The 19982-nt window shown below is 66.5% G+C and carries 21 protein-coding genes; 16 read left to right on the plus strand and 5 right to left on the minus strand.

All coding sequences use genetic code 11. From position 1 onward, the window contains the following. The first annotated feature begins 63 nt into the window (after positions 1-63). Genes B7D75_RS06315 through B7D75_RS06335 form a run of 5 tightly spaced genes read left to right on the plus strand, consistent with a single transcriptional unit; the run spans position 64 to position 3398 of the window. Positions 64-675: a CoA pyrophosphatase gene (locus B7D75_RS06315; protein ID WP_053816798.1), complete on the plus strand. Its 612-nt coding sequence runs from the start codon at positions 64-66 to the stop codon at positions 673-675. Positions 676-712: 37 nt separating this feature from the next. Then, positions 713-1237 (plus strand): gamma carbonic anhydrase family protein, encoded by a 525-nt coding sequence (locus B7D75_RS06320; RefSeq protein ID WP_034081138.1) that lies wholly within the window; start codon positions 713-715, stop codon positions 1235-1237. Then, the gene (locus tag B7D75_RS06325) at positions 1234-1428 is read left to right on the plus strand and encodes a DUF1289 domain-containing protein (RefSeq protein WP_034081136.1); all 195 of its coding nucleotides are present in this window, start codon (positions 1234-1236) and stop codon (positions 1426-1428) included. Before B7D75_RS06320 ends, B7D75_RS06325 begins: the two co-directional genes overlap by 4 nt. 37 nt (positions 1429-1465) lie before the next feature. Beyond that, complete coding sequence (gene purT, locus B7D75_RS06330; RefSeq protein ID WP_058175031.1) at positions 1466-2647, plus strand: formate-dependent phosphoribosylglycinamide formyltransferase; 1182 nt, start codon at positions 1466-1468, stop codon at positions 2645-2647. A 1-nt stretch (position 2648) separates the two neighbouring features. After that, positions 2649-3398, plus strand: coding sequence for an SGNH/GDSL hydrolase family protein (locus B7D75_RS06335; protein WP_107113851.1), 750 nt, complete (start codon positions 2649-2651; stop codon positions 3396-3398). Between the two features lie 7 nt (positions 3399-3405). On the opposite strand, the gene B7D75_RS06340 is transcribed toward B7D75_RS06335, so the two are convergent. The 3 genes from B7D75_RS06340 to B7D75_RS06350 all read right to left on the minus strand — a co-directional run bounded on the left by B7D75_RS06340 (position 3406) and on the right by B7D75_RS06350 (position 7121). Next, positions 3406-4719, minus strand: a complete 1314-nt coding sequence (locus tag B7D75_RS06340) for an MFS transporter (protein ID WP_012074608.1) — start codon at positions 4717-4719, stop codon at positions 3406-3408. A 299-nt stretch (positions 4720-5018) separates the two neighbouring features. Next, the gene (locus tag B7D75_RS06345) at positions 5019-6308 is read right to left on the minus strand and encodes an HlyC/CorC family transporter (RefSeq protein ID WP_053813477.1); all 1290 of its coding nucleotides are present in this window, start codon (positions 6306-6308) and stop codon (positions 5019-5021) included. Positions 6309-6320: 12 nt separating this feature from the next. Further along, positions 6321-7121 (minus strand): cytochrome C assembly family protein, encoded by an 801-nt coding sequence (locus B7D75_RS06350; RefSeq protein WP_012074610.1) that lies wholly within the window; start codon positions 7119-7121, stop codon positions 6321-6323. Between the two features lie 300 nt (positions 7122-7421). Between B7D75_RS06350 and ffh the strand changes: the two genes are divergently transcribed. The 6 genes from ffh to B7D75_RS06380 all read left to right on the plus strand — a co-directional run bounded on the left by ffh (position 7422) and on the right by B7D75_RS06380 (position 11533). After that, positions 7422-8795, plus strand: a complete 1374-nt coding sequence (gene ffh / locus B7D75_RS06355) for a signal recognition particle protein (protein ID WP_034081128.1) — start codon at positions 7422-7424, stop codon at positions 8793-8795. 209 nt (positions 8796-9004) lie between these two features. After that, positions 9005-9256 carry a 30S ribosomal protein S16 gene (gene rpsP, locus B7D75_RS06360; protein WP_003092643.1) on the plus strand — a complete coding sequence of 84 codons (252 nt, stop codon included), beginning with the start codon at positions 9005-9007 and terminating at the stop codon, positions 9254-9256. A 15-nt stretch (positions 9257-9271) separates the two neighbouring features. Next, positions 9272-9799: a ribosome maturation factor RimM gene (gene rimM / locus B7D75_RS06365; protein WP_003153963.1), complete on the plus strand. Its 528-nt coding sequence runs from the start codon at positions 9272-9274 to the stop codon at positions 9797-9799. 6 nt (positions 9800-9805) lie between these two features. Further along, positions 9806-10564 carry a tRNA (guanosine(37)-N1)-methyltransferase TrmD gene (trmD, locus tag B7D75_RS06370; RefSeq protein ID WP_003119312.1) on the plus strand — a complete coding sequence of 253 codons (759 nt, stop codon included), beginning with the start codon at positions 9806-9808 and terminating at the stop codon, positions 10562-10564. Between the two features lie 41 nt (positions 10565-10605). Then, positions 10606-10956, plus strand: coding sequence for a 50S ribosomal protein L19 (rplS, locus tag B7D75_RS06375; RefSeq protein WP_003092637.1), 351 nt, complete (start codon positions 10606-10608; stop codon positions 10954-10956). Between the two features lie 151 nt (positions 10957-11107). After that, complete coding sequence (locus B7D75_RS06380; protein ID WP_003092635.1) at positions 11108-11533, plus strand: acyl-CoA thioesterase; 426 nt, start codon at positions 11108-11110, stop codon at positions 11531-11533. A 71-nt stretch (positions 11534-11604) separates the two neighbouring features. On the opposite strand, the gene B7D75_RS06385 is transcribed toward B7D75_RS06380, so the two are convergent. Both B7D75_RS06385 and B7D75_RS06390 read right to left on the minus strand, forming a co-directional pair. Further along, positions 11605-12285, minus strand: a complete 681-nt coding sequence (locus tag B7D75_RS06385) for a hypothetical protein (RefSeq protein ID WP_003153965.1) — start codon at positions 12283-12285, stop codon at positions 11605-11607. A gap of 118 nt (positions 12286-12403) precedes the next feature. Beyond that, positions 12404-14239, minus strand: a complete 1836-nt coding sequence (locus tag B7D75_RS06390; RefSeq protein ID WP_012074613.1) for a cation:proton antiporter — start codon at positions 14237-14239, stop codon at positions 12404-12406. A 214-nt stretch (positions 14240-14453) separates the two neighbouring features. On the opposite strand from B7D75_RS06390, the gene xerD reads away from it, so the two are divergent. From xerD to B7D75_RS06415, 5 genes are all read left to right on the plus strand, one after another. Next, positions 14454-15350, plus strand: a complete 897-nt coding sequence (xerD, locus tag B7D75_RS06395) for a site-specific tyrosine recombinase XerD (RefSeq protein ID WP_034081124.1) — start codon at positions 14454-14456, stop codon at positions 15348-15350. Positions 15351-15476: 126 nt separating this feature from the next. After that, on the plus strand, positions 15477-16205 hold the full coding sequence (dsbC, locus tag B7D75_RS06400) for a bifunctional protein-disulfide isomerase/oxidoreductase DsbC (protein WP_012074615.1): 729 nt from the start codon (positions 15477-15479) through the stop codon (positions 16203-16205). Between the two features lie 216 nt (positions 16206-16421). Continuing rightward, complete coding sequence (locus B7D75_RS06405) at positions 16422-17726, plus strand: homoserine dehydrogenase (protein WP_003153969.1); 1305 nt, start codon at positions 16422-16424, stop codon at positions 17724-17726. A 51-nt stretch (positions 17727-17777) separates the two neighbouring features. Next, the gene (gene thrC, locus B7D75_RS06410; protein ID WP_003153970.1) at positions 17778-19187 is read left to right on the plus strand and encodes a threonine synthase; all 1410 of its coding nucleotides are present in this window, start codon (positions 17778-17780) and stop codon (positions 19185-19187) included. Between the two features lie 389 nt (positions 19188-19576). Continuing rightward, entirely contained in the window at positions 19577-19861 is a 285-nt protein-coding gene (locus B7D75_RS06415; RefSeq protein ID WP_003092618.1) for a DUF3509 domain-containing protein, read from the plus strand. Positions 19862-19982: the final 121 nt, after the last annotated feature.

Raw genomic sequence — 19982 nt, forward strand, 5'->3', positions numbered from 1 at the left:
GCTGCCCGTGGCTTTCGTGCCATGATCTCGGGGAAACGACAAGACCTCGGAAACCCCGGCAGTATGAACTGCACGCTCGACGAGCTGCGCCAACGCATCGAGGCGCACCGCCCCCGCCAACTGAATACCGACCAGCGCTTCCCCGAAGCGGCCGTGCTGGTGCCCATCACCCGCAGCGACGACCCGGAGCTTGTGCTGACCCTGCGCGCCGCCGGCCTGTCCACCCATGGTGGCGAAGTCGCCTTCCCGGGCGGCCGACGCGACCCGGAAGACGCCGACCTGGTGCGCACCGCCCTGCGCGAGGCGGAGGAGGAGATCGCCCTGCCACCGGGCCTGGTGGAAGTGGTCGGGCCGCTGAGTACCCTGGTCTCCCGGCATGGGATCAAGGTCACGCCCTATGTCGCCTTCATTCCCGACTTCGTCGAGTACCAGCCCAACGATGGCGAGATCGCCGCGGTGTTCAACGTGCCGCTGAGTTTCTTTCGCGACGATCCGCGCGAGGTCACCCACCGCATCGATTACTTCGGTCGCAGCTGGTACGTGCCCAGCTATCGTTTCGGCGAGTTCAAGATCTGGGGCCTGACCGCCATCATGGTGGTGGAACTGGTCAACCTGCTTTTCGACGACCCCATCGACCTGCACACGCCACCGGCTTCCTTCATCAAACTGAGTTGACCGACGGGGCGCAGACCCCGGCCACGAGGAGATCGCGATGAAATACCGCCTGGGCGACGCCCGCGTCGAAACCCACTCCGACAGCTGGATCGCCCCCACCGCCGCGGTGATCGGCAAGGTTCGCCTGGACGCCGGCGCCAGCGTCTGGTTCGGCGCGGTGCTGCGCGGCGATAACGAACTGATTCATATCGGCGAGCACAGCAACGTCCAGGACGGCGCGGTGATGCACACCGACATGGGGTATCCGCTGAGCCTCGGCAAGGGCGTCACCGTCGGCCACAACGCCATGCTGCACGGCTGCACGGTGGGCGACTACAGCCTGGTGGGGATCAACGCGGTGATCCTCAACGGGGCGAAGATCGGCAAGTACTGCATCATCGGCGCCAACGCGCTGATTCCCGAGGGCAGGGAAATACCCGACGGCTCGCTGGTGATGGGCTCGCCAGGCAAGGTCGTGCGCGAGCTGAGCGAACCGCAGAGGAAGATGCTCGAGGCCAGCGCCGCCCACTATGTGCACAACGCCCGCCGCTACGCCCGCGACCTCGCCGAGGACCAGGGGTGAACGAGCGGCCGGTGGCTTCGCCCTGCGTCCACGTCTGTGCGCTGGACGAGCAGGACATCTGCATCGGCTGCCAGCGCACGGCGGCCGAGATCACCCGCTGGGGCCTGATGAGCGACGACGAGCGCCGCGAGGTGCTTGGCCGCTGCTTCGCACGCGCCAAGGCGCAAGGGCTGCTCAGCGGTTCCGCCTGAGGTGGAACCCGTTTTCCTTCATTTCCGAGGTTCGTCCATGACCCGTATCGGTACCCCCCTGTCGCCGAGCGCGACCCGCGTCCTTCTCTGTGGCTCCGGCGAGCTGGGCAAGGAGGTCGCCATCGAGCTGCAACGCCTGGGTTGCGAGGTGATCGCCGTCGATCGCTACGACAACGCCCCGGCCATGCAGGTGGCGCATCGCAGCCACGTGATCAGCATGCTTGACGGCGCCGCCCTGCGCGCGGTGATCGAGCAGGAGAAGCCACACTACATAGTCCCGGAGATCGAGGCCATCGCCACCGCCACCCTGGTCGAGCTGGAGGCCGAAGGCTACACCGTGGTGCCCACCGCCCGCGCCGCACAACTGACCATGAACCGCGAGGGCATCCGCCGGTTGGCTGCCGAGGAACTCGGCCTGCCGACCTCGCCCTATCACTTCGCCGATACTTTCGAGGACTACCGCCTGGGCGTCGAGCGCGTCGGCTACCCCTGCGTGGTGAAGCCGATCATGAGCTCGTCGGGCAAGGGCCAGAGCGTCCTGAAAGGCCTCGACGACCTGCAGGCGGCCTGGGACTATGCCCAGGAAGGTGGGCGCGCCGGCAAGGGCCGGGTGATCGTCGAGGGCTTCATCGATTTCGACTACGAGATCACCCTGCTCACCGTGCGCCATGTCGGCGGTACCACTTTCTGCGCGCCGATCGGTCACCGCCAGGTCAAGGGCGACTACCACGAGTCCTGGCAGCCGCAGGCGATGAGCGCGCAGGCCCTGGCCGAGTCCGAGCGGGTCGCCCGGGCGGTGACCGAGGCCCTCGGCGGACGCGGGCTGTTCGGCGTCGAACTGTTCGTCAAGGGCGACCAGGTGTGGTTCAGCGAGGTGTCGCCGCGCCCGCACGATACCGGCCTGGTGACCCTGATTTCCCAGGATCTTTCCGAGTTCGCCCTGCACGCACGGGCGATCCTCGGCCTGCCGATCCCACTGATCCGCCAGTTCGGCCCGTCGGCCTCGGCGGTGATCCTGGTGGAAGGCAAGTCCGACCGGGTCGCCTTCGCCAACCTCGGCGCCGCCCTGGGTGAGGCGGATACCGCGCTGCGCCTGTTCGGCAAGCCGGAAGTGGATGGCCAGCGGCGGATGGGGGTGGCCCTGGCGCGCGACGAGTCCATCGATGCCGCGCGGGCCAAGGCGACCCGTGCCGCCCAGGCGGTTCGCGTCGAACTCTGAGATGCGCCGGCTGGCATCGCTGGCCTGGTGGGCGGCGGCTCTGCCGTTGCTCCCACTGGTGGTGCCGCTGGCTATCCGTACCCGCCGCCGGGCCTTGCGCCTGGTGCCCGCGGCGGGACCTCGCGAAGGGCTGGTCGGAGAGCCCGGCAGCGGCGAGCCGCTGCGCTTGCTGTTGTTCGGTGAGTCGACGGTAGCCGGGGTTGGCGCCAGTTGCCTGGACTACGCTCTGGCCGGCCGCCTGGCCGCGGCGCTGGGCGAGCGTCTGCGGCGCCCGGTGGCCTGGCTGGCGCTGGGCGAGAACGGCATCACCAGCGGCGAGGCGCGCGAACGCCTGCTACCGCAGGTGGAAGGACGTTTCTTCGACCGGGTGATCCTGGTCTTCGGCGTCAACGACACCACCGGCCTGCGCTCCCTCGAACGCTGGCGAACCGATTGCGCTGCCCTCATCGGAGCCTTCCAGGCGGCCGGCGCGCAGGTGATCTGCACCGCGGTGCCGCCGCTGCGGCATTTCTCCGCCCTGCCCGGTTTGCTGCGGGCCCTGCTGGGGTGGCGCGGGCGGCTGCTCGACGAGGCGTTGCGCGATCTCGCTGGCGCGGCCGGCGCCGGCTACTGCCCGATCTCGCTGGACCTGCTTCCGGGCTACCTGGCCATCGACGGCTTTCATCCGTCGCAACTGGGCTACCAGGTCTGGGCCTCCTCCCTCGCCGACTGGCTGGCGGCGAGGGAAGAGGGTGGCGCCGCGGACCCCTGAGCGGGATTCAGGGTGCTGCGCCGAGGTCGTTGTCGCGGGTCTCCTTCAGGCACAGTACCGCCAGCAGGCTGAGCAGCGCCGCCGCCGAGACGTAGCCGCCGACCCAGCCCAGGCCGCCGATGCCGACCAGCTTCTGGGCTATGTAGGGCGCCACCGATGCGCCAAGGATGCCGCCCAGGTTGTAGGCCGCCGACGCGCCGGTGTAGCGCACGTGGGTGGGGAAGATTTCCGGCAGCAGGGCGCCCATCGGGGCGAAGGTGACGCCCATCAGGAACAATTCGATGCAGAGGAACAGGGCGACGCTGAATGCCGAGCCCTGGCTCAGCAGCGGCTCCATGGCGAACCCGGAGGCGAGCGCCGCCAGGCTGCCGAGCAGCAGTACCGGCTTGCGCCCGAAGCGGTCGCTGAGCCAGGCCGAGAGTGGCGTGGCGGCGGCCATGAAGAGCACGGCGAGGCACAGCAGACCGAGGAACTCCTCGCGGCTGAAGCCCAGGCTGGCGACTCCGTAGCTCAGCGAGAACACCGTGGAGATATAGAACAGCGCATAGCACACCACCATCGCCAGGGCGCCGAGCAGGGTCGGCCGCCAGTGCTGGGCGAACAGCTCGGCGATCGGCAGGCGCACCCTCTCGTGCCTGGCCATGGCCTTGGCGAACACCGGGGTCTCCGCCAGCTTCAGGCGCACATAGAGGCCGACGATCACCAGCGCCGCGCTGAGCAGGAACGGGATCCGCCAGCCCCACTCACGGAATTGCTCCTCGCTGAGCAGCATCGCCAGGGCCAGGAACAGGCCGTTGGCGGCGAGGAAGCCGATCGACGGGCCGAGCTGGGGAAACATGCCGAACCAGGCGCGTTTGCCGGCCGGCGCGTTCTCCGTGGCCAGCAGCGCGGCGCCGCCCCATTCGCCGCCGAGGCCGAGGCCCTGGCCGAAGCGCAGCAGGCAGAGCAGCAACGGAGCCCAGTAGCCGATGCTGTCGTAGCCGGGGAGGACGCCGATCAGGGTGGTGGAGACCCCCATCAGCAGCAGCGAGGCGACCAGGGTCGACTTGCGCCCGATGCGGTCGCCGAAGTGGCCGAACAGCGCCGAGCCCAGCGGACGGGCGAGAAAGGCGATGCCGAAGGTGAGGAAGGCGCTGAGCATCTGCGCGGTGCCGGATGTCTGCGGGAAGAATACCGGGCCGATCACCAGGGCGGCGGCGGTGGCGTAGACGTAGAAATCGTAGAACTCGATGGCGGTGCCGATGAAGCTGGCGACGGCGACCCGGGTGGTCGAGTTGGCCGCTTCCGGAGTGGGGGCGGCGGCGAGGGTGGCGGCGGTCATGGTGGGGAGGTCCCTGGCAGTCAGGGCAGGACGGAGTGCTTCCGTGCGGCCGGATGGTTATGCCAGCGCGCCGATGCGGCGGCGCGGCGCCCGGGTGGGGCGGACGAGGTCGGTCGCGCAGGGAGGGTGAGCCTGCGCGCCGTGCGCCGGCTGGACCGTCGGCGGTGGGCCGGACGGGCAGGCGGGACTGGCGGGTGACTGGCCGGGGCTCGGGCTGCGGGTAGCGGCGGAGCCGGCGGCAGGGCTGGATAAGCTGGGTCGATTATAGAGCGCCGCGGGGCGGGTTCGGCAATCCCGGATCAGGCCCCGGTGTCGCTCTCCAGCAGTGGGGCCAGGGCGCGGGGATGCCAGGCGCGCACGCTCTTCACGCGGTTTTCCGCCGACTGCTGGATCTCCAGGCAGTAGGGGCCGATACGCAGGCACACCGCGCAGTCGGGAATCTGCTCCAGTGCCTCGGTGACCAGGCCGTTGAGGGTCTTCGGCCCGTCGCAGGGCAATTGCCAGCCGAGCGACTTGTTCAGCTCGCGCAGGTTGGCGCTGCCGTCGATGACGAAGCTGCCGTCTTCCTGGGCCTGGATGTCCGGGTTGTCGAGGCTGTCGAGGTCGTTGAAGTCGCCGACGATCTCTTCGAGGATGTCCTCCAGGGTGACGATGCCGATCACCTCGCCGTATTCGTCCACCACCACGCCGATGCGGCGCTTTTCCTTCTGGAAGTTCACCAGTTGGGTCGACAGCGGCGTGCTTTCCGGCACGAAGTACGGCTCGACGCAAGCCTGGCGGAGGTTGTCCTTGGTCAGCCGGCCCTGGGTCAGCAGGCGCGCGATCTGCCGCATGTGGACGATGCCTTCGATCTGGTTGACGTCGTCGCGGTACACCGGCAGGCGCGTGTGGCTGGTGGTGCGCAACTGCTCGACGATGTCCTCGAGCGGGTCGTCGAGGTCGATGCCTTCGACTTCGTTGCGCGGGATCATCAGGTCGTTGACCGTGACCCGTTCCAGGTCCAGCAGGCCGAGTAGCATGTCCTGGCGGCTGACCTCGGTCGCCTGCGGGTTATCGGCGGGGCGCAGGGCTTCCTCGTCGCGACTGCGGCCCTCGTCCCGCTCCGCCGCGGCGACGCCGAGCAGGCGCAGCAGGGCGTTGCTGAGGACGGTCAGCAGCCACAGCAGCGGCCAGCACAGGCGTTGCAGCAGGAGCAGCGGCAGGCTCGCCGGCAGCGCCACGCGCTCGGCGCGCAGGGCACCGTAGCGACGCGGCAGCAGCGCGCCGAACAGCAGCAGGAGCAGGGTCAGGCCGGGGATCGCGACGGCCAGGCCGATGACGCCCCAGTGGCGCACCGCGGCCCAGCTGGCCAGGGCGGCGGCGCTGACATTGACCAGGGTGCGGCCGATCAGCAGGGTGCCGCGCAGGCGGTCGTCGTGCAGCAGCAGCCAACTGCTGCGCCGGGCCCCGCGCAGCCCTTGCTTGGCCTGCAGGCGCAGGCGGTAACGGTCGAGGTTGAGCAGGGCGGTCTCGACGCAGGAGAAGAACGCCGAGCAGGCGACCAGGAGAACCAGCAGGCCGACCAGGTACCCGGGGTGCAGCTCATCCATGAAGGAGGCCCATCAGATGTGCAGGATGAATTCCCGCACCAGCTTGCTGCCGAAATACGCCAACATCAACAGGCAGAAACCGGCCAGGGTCCAGCGGATCGCCTTGTGGCCGCGCCAGCCGAGCTGGTGGCGGCCCCACAGGAGCACGGCGAACACCACCCAGGCGAAGCAGGAGAGGATGGTCTTGTGCGCCAGATGCTGGGCGAACAGGTTGTCGACGAACAGCCAGCCGGACAGCAGGGACAGCGAGAGCAGCGACCAGCCACCCCAGAGAAAGCCGAACAGCAGGCTTTCCATGGTCTGCAGCGGTGGGAAGTTGCGGATCAGCCCGGACGGGTGCTTGTGCTTGAGGCGATAGTCCTGGAGCAGCAGCAACAGCGCCTGGAACACCGCGATGGTGAGCAGGCCATAGGCCAGGATCGACAGCAGGATATGGGCGAGGATGCCCGGCTGCTCGTTGATCGGCTCGACGGTGCCGTGGGGGATGAATACCGCCAGCAGGGTGGTGAGGGCGCCCAGCGGGAATAAAAGAAGGAGCAGGTTCTCCACCGGTATCCGCAGGGTCGCCAGCAGGGTCAGGAGGATCACCGCGGCGGCGATCAGGCTGGCGGCGTTGAAGAAGTCCAGCACCAGTCCGGCCGGGGTCAGCAATTGCTGGTAGAGGCTGAAGGCGTGGGCGGCCAGCGCGAGGATGCCGAACCCGAGCAGCAGGGGTTTGCCCGGCGTGGTGCGCCTGGCCAGGCAGGCGCCGTGGTAGGCGGTGGTGCCGAGGTAGAGAACAGCAGCGATGAGGCTGGGCAGCAGGGGATGCATAAGTCCTTGTAATCGCGGGCCCGAAAGGGAGGGAGTTTGGCATAGAACGAGCGTCGCGAGAAAGCCGTTGCGAACAGTTCTCTCGTGCCTGTGGCCGGGTTGGCGGACCGCCTGCCGCGGGCGCCGCGACCTCCTGGCCGGGCAGTCGTCCCGGCAAAGACGGAACGCGTCGGCAAATCAAGGACTTGAGGCTGGCCCCCGGTCGTCGCCGGACACACACTCCGTCTTTCATCGCGTGTCCCGCGACGCGCTCTTGGTTATAATCCGCCGCTTGCCGCAACCCCCGTGGAAGGATCGCGCATGTTCGAAAACCTTACAGACCGCCTCTCGCAGACGCTTCGCCATGTCACCGGCAAGGCCAAGCTGACCGAGGACAACATCAAGGACACTCTGCGCGAAGTGCGCATGGCCCTGCTCGAGGCCGACGTGGCCCTGCCGGTGGTCAAGGACTTCGTCAACAAGGTCAAGGAGCGCGCCGTCGGTACCGAGGTCTCGAAGAGCCTGACCCCGGGACAGGCGTTCGTGAAGATCGTCCGCGCCGAGCTCGAGGAGCTGATGGGCGCGGCCAACGAGGACCTGGCGCTGAGCGTCGCGCCGCCGGCGGTGATCCTGATGGCCGGCCTGCAGGGTGCGGGCAAGACCACCACCGCGGGCAAGCTGGCGCGCTTCCTTAAGGAACGGAAGAAGAAGTCGGTGATGGTGGTTTCCGCCGACGTCTACCGTCCCGCCGCGATCAAGCAGCTGGAAACCCTGGCGGGCGAGGTCGGCGTGACCTTCTTTCCTTCCGATGTCAGCCAGAAGCCGGTGGCCATCGCCGAGGCGGCGATCCGCGAGGCCAGGCTGAAGTTCATCGACGTGGTGATCGTCGATACCGCAGGCCGCCTGCACATCGACGCCGACATGATGGACGAGATCAGGCAGGTGCACGCGGCGATCAAGCCGGTGGAGACCCTGTTCGTGGTCGACGCCATGACCGGCCAGGACGCCGCCAACACCGCCAAGGCCTTCAATGACGCCTTGCCGCTGACCGGCGTGGTCCTGACCAAGGTCGACGGCGACGCGCGTGGTGGTGCCGCGCTGTCGGTGCGGGCCATCACCGGCAAACCGATCAAGTTCCTCGGAATGGGCGAGAAGAGCGAAGCGCTCGATCCGTTCCATCCCGACCGCGTGGCCTCGCGGATCCTCGGCATGGGCGATGTGCTCAGCCTGATCGAGCAGGCCGAGCAGAACCTCGACCGCGACAAGGCCGAGAAGCTGGCGAAGAAGATCAAGAAGGGCAAGGGCTTCGACCTGGAGGACTTCCGCGACCAGTTGCAACAGATGAAGAACATGGGCGGCCTCGGCGGGCTCATGGACAAGCTGCCGATGCTCGGCGGGGTCAACCTGGCGCAGATGGGCAATGCCCAGGGCGCGGCGGAGAAGCAGTTCAAGCAGATGGAGGCGATCATCAACTCGATGACGCCCGGCGAACGGCGCGATCCGGAAATGATCAGCGGCTCGCGCAAGCGCCGCATCGCCCTTGGCTCCGGTACCCAGGTGCAGGACGTCGGCCGGCTGATCAAGCAGCATAAGCAGATGCAGAAGATGATGAAGAAGGTCACCGCCAAGGGCGGCATGGCCAGGATGATGCGAGGCATGGGCAGCATGTTCCCGGGGGGCATGCCCAAGCTTTGATCGGACGCGCGGCCGCTGGCCACGCCGGCGGTTCCGCTCCGTCGGCCGGCGGGCGGACCGCGCGCTTCTCGCGCTCTCCGCGCCGGCCGATGGGTGGCCGAAAAAGAGATTTGCAAATTCCCCGATAATCCTTAGAATATGCGGCCTTTCGGGCCGTGGGCCCAGCGTGCATTCATTTTGCAAGCACCGACTACAGGAACGAAGTTCACATGGTAACCATCCGTCTTGCTCGTGGCGGCTCCAAAAAGCGCCCCTTCTACCACCTGACCGTGACCAACAGCCGCAATGCGCGCGATGGTCGCTTCGTCGAGCGCATCGGTTTCTTCAACCCGGTTGCGACTGGTGGCGAAGTGCGTCTGTCCGTCGACCAGGAGCGTGCCACCTACTGGCTCGGCCAGGGTGCACAGCCGTCTGAGCGCGTCGCTCAGCTGCTCAAGGACGCTGCCAAGGCCAACGCCTAAGCCGTCATGAGTGAAATGCCGACACCCGCCGACGACCTGGTCGTGATCGGCAAGATCGTTTCGGTGTACGGCATCCGCGGTGAGGTGAAGGTGTATTCCTTTACCGACCCGTTGGACAACCTGCTGGACTATCGCCGCTGGACGCTCCGGCGCGACGGCGAGACCCGGCAGGCCGAGCTGGTCAGGGGGCGCCTGCATGGCAAGGTCCTGGCCGCCAAGCTCAAGGGGCTCGACGATCGCGAAGAGGCCCGCACCTTCACCGGTTACGAGATCTGCATCCCGCGTAGCGAGTTGCCCTCTCTCGAGGAAGGTGAGTACTACTGGCACCAGCTGGAAGGCCTGAAGGTGATCGACCAGGGCGGGCAGTTGCTCGGCGTGATCGACCATCTGCTGGAAACCGGTGCCAACGATGTCATGGTGGTCAAGCCCTGCGCGGGCAGCCTGGACGACCGCGAGCGCCTGTTGCCCTATACCGGGCAGTGCGTGCTGTCGATCGACCTGGCCGCTGGCGAGATGCGGGTGGACTGGGACGCGGACTTCTGATCATCCATGGACAAGCGTTTGTGGGTGGGCGTCGTCAGCATCTTTCCGGAGATGTTCCGCGCGATCAGTGACTATGGCATCACCAGCCGTGCGGTAAAGCAGGGGTTGCTCACGCTGACCTGCTGGAATCCACGGGACTACACCGAGGACCGCCACCAGACGGTGGACGACCGGCCCTTCGGCGGTGGCCCGGGCATGGTGATGAAGATCAAGCCTCTGGAGGGCGCGCTGGCGGATGCCAGGCAAGCCGCCGGGGGCAGGAAGGCGAAGGTGATCTACCTTTCGCCGCAAGGCCGCCAGCTGACGCAGGCGGGCGTACGCGAACTGGCCGAAGAGGAAGCGTTGATCCTCATCGCCGGGCGCTACGAAGGCATCGACGAGCGCTTCATCGAAGAGCACGTCGATGAAGAATGGTCGATCGGCGATTATGTCCTGTCCGGCGGTGAATTGCCGGCCATGGTGCTGGTCGATGCAGTGACGCGGTTGCTGCCCGGTGCATTGGGTCATGCAGATTCCGCCGAGGAGGACTCCTTCACGGATGGCCTGCTCGACTGCCCGCACTACACCCGACCCGAGGTGTACGCGGACAAACGTGTTCCTGAAGTGTTGCTCAGTGGCAACCATGAACACATCCGGCGTTGGCGTTTGCAGCAGGCCCTTGGGCGGACCTGGGAACGACGCGCCGATCTTCTGGATAGCCGCTCGCTTTCTGGAGAAGAGCAGAAGCTGCTGGCGGAATATATCCGTCAGCGGGACGATAGTTAACGTATCGATGGCTGGCCGATTGCCGGTCTTAGGAGCACAGCATGACCAACAAGATCATTCAGCAGATCGAAGCTGAACAGATGAACAAAGAGATCCCGGCGTTCGCCCCCGGCGACACCGTGATCGTCCAGGTCAAGGTGAAGGAAGGCGACCGTCAGCGTCTGCAGGCCTTCGAAGGCGTCGTCATCGCCAAGCGCAACCGTGGCCTGAACAGCGCCTTCACCGTGCGCAAGATCTCCAACGGCGTAGGCGTAGAGCGTACCTTCCAGACCTACAGCCCGATCGTCGACAGCCTGAGCGTCAAGCGTCGCGGCGACGTGCGCAAGGCCAAGCTGTACTACCTCCGCGCCCTGTCCGGCAAGGCCGCGCGCATCAAGGAAAAACTGGTCTAATCCGGTTCTTCTCCGAGAAAAGCAGCCCGAGGGCTGCTTTTTTCATGCCTGGCGTTCGCCTTTCCGGCGGCGCTTCCTACTGCCCACGGCAGCGCATAACCAGTACAACATCCGCGGCACCCGGGCAGCCACTCCATCCGGTATTCGTGGCATGACCCCCAGAGAGCAAGAAATCCTGCGTCGCACCGAGCTTTCCGAAACCCGTGTGACCAAGGCGGTATTCCCGCCCACCACCAACCACCACAACACCCTGTTCGGCGGTACCGCGCTGGCCTGGATGGACGAGGTCTCGTTCATCACCGCCACGCGTTTCTGCCGCCTGCCGCTGGTGACCGTTTCCACCGATCGCATCGACTTCAACCATCCGATTCCGGCGGGCTCGATCGTCGAACTGGTCGGCCGGGTGGTCAAGGTCGGCAACACCAGCCTCAAGGTGGAGGTCGAGGTGTACCTGGAAAGCATGTACGCCGACGGCCGCGAGAAGGCCATACACGGCCTGTTCAGCTTTGTCGCCATCGACGATGAAAAACGTCCGGTTCCGGTCCTGCCGGGATTCCCGGCCAGCCAGGCGGCTTGAGCCAGGCAACGAAAAGGCACCTTCGGGTGCCTTTTTTCATGGTCCTGGACGACCACCCTCGGGCGTTGGATTCAGGGCCGCAGGCTGATCTTCAGGGAGGCCTGGGACAGATCGATCTGCTGCAGGCTCACGCTGCCGAAGGTCTGCTCGCGCGGCGCGCCGGCGATGCGGATGTTGTCGAAACGCACCTCGCCGATACTGCTTGGCAGGCGCAGGTTGACCGAGCCGTCGGGGTTGAGCGTGCTCTGCGTCTTGCCGGTGTCGTAGCGCACGTCGCTCATCGAGGTTTCCGCTTCCAGGCTGTCGAGCACCGGCATCACCAGCTTCGCCAGTTGCTTCACCGCGGCCAGGCCGTCGCCGCCCTCGGCCTTCAGAAACAGGCCCTCGAGGCTTTCATTGAGGCCTTGGGCGTTGACGTTGCTCATCTCGACGTCGGTCAGCGGACGCAGGCTCTTCGGCAGTTCCTGGCGGCCCATGGCCGCTGGCGGCTGCATACGCTGGATGTCGGCGCTGGCCATCTGGAACGGGCTGAGCAGGGCGGCGACCAGGGTCGCGGCAAGGCGCAGGCTGGTCTGCTTCTTCAGTGCCTTCCTCAGTTGCCGTTCGCTCAGCAGGCCCTGTTCGATCAGGGTTTCGCCCAGGCGCTTGCGGTTGGTCAACTGCGCCTGGATCGCGGCGTCCAGTTGGGCGGCGCTGATCAGCCCCTTGTTGATCAGGATCTGGCCCAGACGGGAATGTTGTTGATTGGACATGGTGGTGGCCTGATGAAAAAAGAGGATGATGGCTAGATGCAATCATCCTCTTCGTGTGCTTCGTTTGTCACCCAACCTTGGATAGGGTGACGGCCCTCTTTCGTCGACTCGTTGAAGTCTAGTCGGCGATTTCCGTGGCCTGCGACTTGCTGACTGACGGTTCCGCCTCGATCAGCGAGAGCAGCGTCCAGCCTGTGCCGGGCGTGAGCGTGGTCTGCGGGGTGGCGACGTGCATCCGGCCGTTCGGGTCGCGGGCGAACAGCAGGACCGCCGACTCGCCGTGCAGCGCCTGGTACTCGTTCCAGCCGAAATTGTCGGTCAGCAGGGTGGTACGCATTTCCGCGCCGCGCGACAGCAGGCTGGCGAACTGCGCGTAGGTCAGCGGCCGCTGGCCAAGCGGGCGGCCACGGTGCTCGTCGCTGGAGCGGTGCTTGTCGGTGCGCTTGGCTTCCTGGCTGGTCGGCAGGCCGAACAACTGGCGGTGGCCGAACTCGTGGCGGAAACGCATCGCCGCCAGGGTGTTCAGCTCGCCGGCCGGGGACACGCCCAGCAGGTGGCCGATACCGACCAGGTCGAGGTGGGCTTCGGCATGCTGCGAGGTGGGATTGCCGAAATAGGTGGGCAGGTTGTCCATCCGCGCGGCGCGGATGTTTTCCCAGCTCGAATCAGTCAGCAGCACGCGGCTGCCGAGGCTCTTCAGGGCCTTGCCGATGGCGCGCCCGACCGGATTGGCGCCGACGATCAGGTAGCCGCTGGGCGAGGGCTCGGCGACCTTCAGCAGGCGGGCCAGGGGGCGCGCGGTGGCGCTTTGCAGGACCACCGTGCCGATGATCACCAGGAAGGTCAGCGGCACCAGCAGCGCCGCCTGGGCATGGCCTTCGGCGCCCAGGCGGATGGCGAAGATCGCCGAGACCGCCGCGGCGACGATCCCGCGCGGGGCGATCCAGCTGAGCAGGGCGCGTTCGCGCCAGCTCAGCGGCGAGCCCCAGGTCGACAGCGCCACGTTCAGCGGACGGGCGACGAACTGGATCAGCAGCAGCACCAGCAGCGCCGCCGGGCCCAGGCCGAGCAGGGCATTGATGTCCAGGCGCGCGGCGAGGAGGATGAACAGGCCGGAAATCAGCAGGACGCTGAGGTTTTCCTTGAAGTGCAGGATCTGCCGTACGTCGACGCCCTTCATGTTGGCCAGGCCCATGCCCATCAGGGTCACGGCGAGCAGCCCGGATTCGTGCATCACCCGGTTCGAGGCGATGAACACGCCCAGCACCGCGGCCAGCGTCGCCAGGTTGTGCAGATAGTCCGGCAGCCAGTGGCGACGCAGGACGACGCCCAGCGCCCAGCCACCGAGGATGCCGAACAGGCTGCCGCAGAGGATCACCCCGCCGAAGGTCTGCAGGCTGTGCAGCCAGCCGTCGCCTTCGCCGCTGGAGATGATGAAGCTGTACACCACGACCGCCAGCAGGGCGCCGATGGGATCGATGACGATGCCTTCCCAGCGCAGGATGTTCGCCACCGCGGCCTTGGGCCGGACCACCCGCAGCATCGGGACTATCACCGTGGGCCCGGTGACCAGGGTCAGGGTGCCGAACAGCAGGGCCATTTCCCAGCTGAAGTCGAGCAGGTAGTGGGCGGCCAGGGCGATCACGCCCCAGGTCGAGAGCGCGCCGATGGTCACCATCCGGTGCACCACGGTGCCGATTTCCTTCCATTCGCTGAAATGCAGGGTCAGGCTGCCCTCGAAGAGGATCAGCGCCACCGCCAGGGATACCAGCGGGAACAGCAGGGGGCCGAACATCTCGTCCGGGTCGAGCCAGCCGAGCAGGGGGCCGGCGACGATCCCGGACAGCAGCAGGAAAAGAATGGCTGGCAGGCGCAGGCGCCAGGCCAGCCATTGACTGAGCAGGGCGGCGGCACCGATGCCGCCCAGGGCGAGCAGGATAGCGTTCTGGTCCATCGAGGATTCCTTGTCAGCGTCGCCCCGCTCGTCCTGAGCCGGGGCGAACCATCGAGCCACATGGCTCCGCTTTTTCCCGCGGGCACGGGAAGCCGGCCGACCTCCTGTCGACCGGCCTGACTAACCATTACGTGGCGATGACGGCCAACGCTCGCGATAGCGCCCAGGCTATGAAAGACTAGCCGCGCTTTCATTTGGTTCGCAGCCTTCATCCATGAGTACCCTCGAACATCCCCTGATCGACCGTTTCCTCGACGCCCTGTGGCTGGAAAAAGGCCTCGCCGACAACACCCGCGAGGCTTATCGCAACGACCTCGAGCAGTTCAATGCCTGGCTCGACGGCCGCGGTCTGCGCCTGGAAGGGGTGGGCCGCGACGCCATCCTCGACCATCTGGCCTGGCGCCTGGAGCAGGGCTACAAGGCCCGCTCGACGGCGCGCTTCCTTTCCGGCCTGCGCGGTTTCTACCGCTATTGCCTGCGCGACGGCCTGATCGCCGAGGATCCCACCTTGCAGGTGGACCTGCCGCAGTTGGGCAAACCGCTGCCCAAGTCACTGTCGGAAGCGGACGTCGAAGCCCTGCTGGCCGCGCCGGAAGTCGACGATCCACTCGGCCTGCGCGACCGCACCATGCTCGAGGTGCTGTATGCCTGCGGGCTGCGGGTCAGCGAATTGGTCGGCCTGACCCTCGAGCAGGTCAACCTGCGCCAGGGCGTGGTCAAGGTCTTCGGCAAGGGCAGCAAGGAGCGCCTGGTGCCGCTCGGCGAGGAAGCCATCGGCTGGCTCGAACGCTACCTGCGCGAGGCGCGCGCCGACCTGCTCGGCGGACGCCCCAGCGATGTGCTGTTCCCCAGCCTGCGTGGCGAGCAGATGACCCGCCAGACCTTCTGGCATCGCATCAAGCGCCATGCGCAGGTGGCGGCGATCGGCAAGTCGATCTCGCCGCACACCCTGCGCCATGCCTTCGCCACCCACCTGCTCAACCATGGCGCCGACCTGCGGGTGGTGCAGATGCTGCTCGGCCACAGCGACCTGTCGACCACCCAGATCTACACCCATATCGCCCGGGCCCGCTTGCAGGACCTGCACGCCCGCCATCATCCGCGCGGCTGACGCTTTGTCCGAAAAGTCCGGACCTATCCGAAAAGAGGCGCTTTCGTAGCGTTCTGCGACAAGCGTCGGACCCGTCGGGCCGGCGGTCTATGGTAGGCTTCGCCGACCGCACGACAGGAGTGACACATGCGCGTGACCCGTTTTCTGGCTGCTGCCGCCCTCGGCCTGATCAGTACCCTGGCCCTGGCAGACAATGCCGATCAGAACATCCGCAAGACCCTGCAGGCCCTGCAGCCGGATCTGCCCATCGATTCCATCGCCAGCAGTCCGCTGCCGGGGCTCTACCAGGTGCAGCTGGAAGGCGGCCGGGTGCTCTATGCCAGCGCCGACGGCCAGTTCGTCATGCAGGGCTACCTGTACCAGGTGAAGGACGGCAAGCCGGTCAACCTGACCGAGAAGGCCGAGAGCCAGGCGATCGCCAAGGCGATCAACGGCGTACCCGCCAGCGAGATGGTGGTCTATCCGGCCAAGGGCCAGGCCAAGGCGCACATCACCGTGTTCACCGACACCACCTGCCCGTACTGCCAGAAGCTGCACGCCGAAGTGCCGGACCTGACCGAACAGGGCATCGAGGTGCGCTACATGGCGTTCCCGCGGCAGGGCCCGCAATCGGCCGGCGACAAGCAATTGCAGGCGGTCTGGTGTGCGAAGGAGCCGACCAAGGCGATGGACGCCATGATGAACGGCAAGGAGGTCAAGTCCTCCGAGTGCAAGAACCCGGTGGACAAGCAGTTCCAGATGGGTCAGATGGTCGGGGTGCAGGGTACGCCGGCGATCGTCCTGGCCAACGGCCAGTTGCTCCCCGGCTACCAGCCGGCCAAGCAGTTGGCCAAGCTGGCGCTGGAGGCCAAGTAGCGCCGGGCCTGCCGAACAATTGACTAATAAAGAGCCGCTTCGTAATGTGCGGCTCTTTTGTTTTCATCATTGGCGATCCCGGCCGCCCTCGGCGGCGGAATCCATCGCCAGGATGCTTCGTGGCCCTTACAGTGGTCGCGTCAAACCTCGATTCGATCGGGGAACCATAGCAGGCCGGCGCGTCCGGCCGTCGTAGGTGAGATGGGGAGTTCCAGCGTGAATCCGGTCAAAGTAGGCATCTGTGGGTTGGGGACCGTCGGTGGCGGTACCTTCAATGTGCTCAAACGCAACGCCGAGGAGATTGCCCGCCGTGCCGGGCGCGGCATCGAGGTTGCGCAGATCGCCGCCCGCCGGCCGAACCCGAAGTGCGACACCGGCGCGACCCCCATCACCGCCGATATCTTCGAGGTGGCCTGCAATCCCGAGATCGATGTGGTCGTCGAGCTGATCGGCGGCTACACCCTGGCCCATGAGCTGGTGCTCAAGGCCATCGAGAACGGCAAGCACGTGGTCACCGCGAACAAGGCGCTGATCGCCGTGCATGGCAACGAGATCTTCGCCAAGGCCCGCGAGAAGGGCGTGATCGTCGCCTTCGAGGCCGCGGTCGCCGGCGGCATCCCGGTGATCAAGGCGATCCGCGAGGGCCTCTCGGCCAACCGTATCAACTGGCTGGCCGGAATCATCAATGGCACCGGCAACTTCATCCTCAGCGAGATGCGCGAGAAGGGCCGGACCTTCGCCGACGTCCTCGCCGAGGCCCAGGCCCTGGGCTACGCCGAGGCCGACCCGACCTTCGACGTGGAAGGCATCGACGCCGCGCACAAGCTGACCATCCTCGCCTCGATCGCCTTCGGCATCCCGCTGCAGTTCGACAAGGCCTACACCGAAGGCATCTCGAAGCTGACCAGCGCCGACGTCAACTACGCCGACGCCCTCGGCTACCGCATCAAGCACCTGGGCGTGGCGCGCCGCACCGAGAGCGGCTTCGAGCTGCGCGTGCACCCGACCCTGATTCCCTCGGACCGCCTGATCGCCAACGTCAACGGCGTGATGAACGCGGTGATGGTCAACGGCGACGCCGTCGGTTCCACCCTCTATTACGGCGCCGGCGCCGGCATGGAGCCGACTGCCTCGTCGGTGGTCGCCGACCTGGTCGACGTGGTCCGCGCCATGACTTCCGATCCGGAGAACCGCGTGCCGCACCTGGCGTTCCAGCCGGACGCGCTGTCCGATCACCCGATCCTGCCGATCGAGGCCTGCGAAAGCGCCTACTACCTGCGCATCCAGGCCAAGGACCATCCGGGCGTACTGGCCCAGGTGGCCACCATCCTGTCCGAGCGCGGCATCAACATCGAATCGATCATGCAGAAGGAGGCCGAGGAACAGGACGGCCTGGTGCCGATGATCCTGGTTACCCACCGGGTCATCGAACAACGCATCAACGATGCCATCGCCGCCCTGGAAGCGCTGGAAGGCGTGTCCGGGCCGGTGGTGCGCATCCGTGTCGAACAACTGAATTGATCGAGCGCGGGCGCCGTTCGCGGTCCCGCGACCACAGCGAAGGTTTTGAACATGCGTTACATCAGTACCCGCGGCCAAGCGCCCGCCCTGAACTTCGAAGACGTCCTCCTCGCCGGCCTGGCCAGCGACGGCGGTCTCTACGTCCCGGAAAACCTGCCGCGCTTCACCCTCGAGGAGATCGCTTCCTGGGCCGGCCTGCCGTACCACGAACTGGCCTTCCGGGTGATGCGCCCGTTCGTCGCCGGTAGCATCGCCGACGCCGATTTCAAGAAGATCCTCGAGGAAACCTACGGCGTCTTCGCTCATGACGCGGTGGCGCCGCTGCGCCAGCTGAACGGCAACGAGTGGGTGCTCGAGCTGTTCCATGGCCCGACCCTGGCGTTCAAGGACTTCGCCCTGCAACTGCTCGGCCGCCTGCTCGACCATGTGCTGGCCAAGCGCGGCGAGCGCGTGGTGATCATGGGCGCCACTTCCGGCGATACCGGCTCCGCGGCCATCGAAGGCTGCCGTCGCTGCGACAACGTCGACATCTTCATCATGCACCCGTACAACCGCGTGTCCGAGGTGCAGCGCCGGCAGATGACCACCATCCTCGGCGACAACATCCACAACATCGCCATCGAAGGCAACTTCGACGACTGCCAGGAGATGGTCAAGGCCAGCTTCGCCGACCAGGGCTTCCTCAAGGGTACCCGCCTGGTGGCGGTGAACTCGATCAACTGGGCGCGGATCATGGCCCAGATCGTCTACTACTTCCACGCCGCGCTGCAGCTCGGCGCGCCGCACCGCTCGGTGGCGTTCTCGGTGCCGACCGGCAACTTCGGCGACATCTTCGCCGGCTACCTGGCGCGCAACATGGGTCTGCCGGTCAGCCAACTGATCGTCGCGACCAACCGCAACGACATCCTGCACCGCTTCATGAGCGGCAACCGCTACGACAAGGACACCCTGCACCCGTCGCTGTCGCCGTCGATGGACATCATGGTCTCCTCCAACTTCGAACGCCTGCTGTTCGACCTGCACGGCCGCAACGGCAAGGCCGTCGCCGAGCTGCTGGACGCCTTCAAGGCCAGCGGCAGGCTGTCGGTGGAGGACGAGCGCTGGACCGAGGCGCGCAAGCTGTTCGATTCCCTGGCGGTCAGCGACGAGCAGACCTGCGAGACCATCGCCGAGGTTTACCGCTCCTGTGGCGAGCTGCTCGACCCGCACACCGCCATCGGCGTGCGCGCCGCCCGCGAATGCCGGCGCAGCCTGGGCGTGCCGATGGTGATCCTGGGCACCGCGCACCCGGTCAAGTTCCCCGAGGCGGTGGAGAAGGCCGGTATCGGCCAGGCGCCGGCGCTGCCGGCGCACCTCGCCGATCTGTTCGAGCGCGAGGAGCGCTGCACCGTATTGCCGAACGAGCTGGCCAAGGTACAGGCTTTCGTCAGCCAGCACGGCAATCGCGGCAAGCCGCTCTGAGTCTGTCGTGAAAGGAAGAAGCCCGCCTTGATGGCGGGCTTTTTCATGCCTTCTCTAAGGACGGCGGCGAATGCCGACGCGAGGAGGAAGGCGCGCCAGGCGCCGCGCAGGGGAGCGATGGCCGACATGAGGTCCTCGCTGCTCGATGCGCTGGTGGGAAGGCTCGTTGTCACTACCTGGCGGGCGAGCCCGATATTGCCATTTCAGGTGGGTGAGGGCGTTGCGCGCAGGCGGGATGGTTGGCACTTTTCGCCGGCATTTCCCTTATGTGCTGGTTCATGGCCTTTTGCCGAATTCTGCCGTTAGTCCGGTAAATTCCTGGTTGGACGAACCCAATTCGCGTTTTTTCGGTCTCTGACGAGTCTTATCGTCGAAACAGGAGACCCGACTTGGACAGCCTGAAGCAACGACTGGCCGATGCCTTCGCTCCCCATCCCTTCACCCTCAGCCAGCCCCGGCCCGATGGCGGGCGGGTGGTGACATTGGTCGACCCACAGGGAGAAACCCTGTTGCAGCGGGTCATCGCCAAGGTGCAGTTGAACGACGAAAGCTATCTCGAGGATGCCGTGCAGACCATTCGCCGCGAATTGCAGGTGCTGGTCGGGCGGATGGAGGAAGACGTGCTGGCAACCTTCCGCGAGCGGGATCACGTGTTGCTGTATTCGTCGCGCTAGCGCCGTCTCGTTCGAGAGGCGCGTTTCGCTTCGGGCCGTCAGGCCGCAGGAGCGCGCCGGTGCAGCGGCTCTTTCCGGATGGCGCCATGGCCGTGGAAATGTGCGGATACCCCCCCTCTCC

This window comes from Pseudomonas paraeruginosa (assembly GCF_003025345.2).
Lineage (GTDB): Bacteria > Pseudomonadota > Gammaproteobacteria > Pseudomonadales > Pseudomonadaceae > Pseudomonas > Pseudomonas paraeruginosa.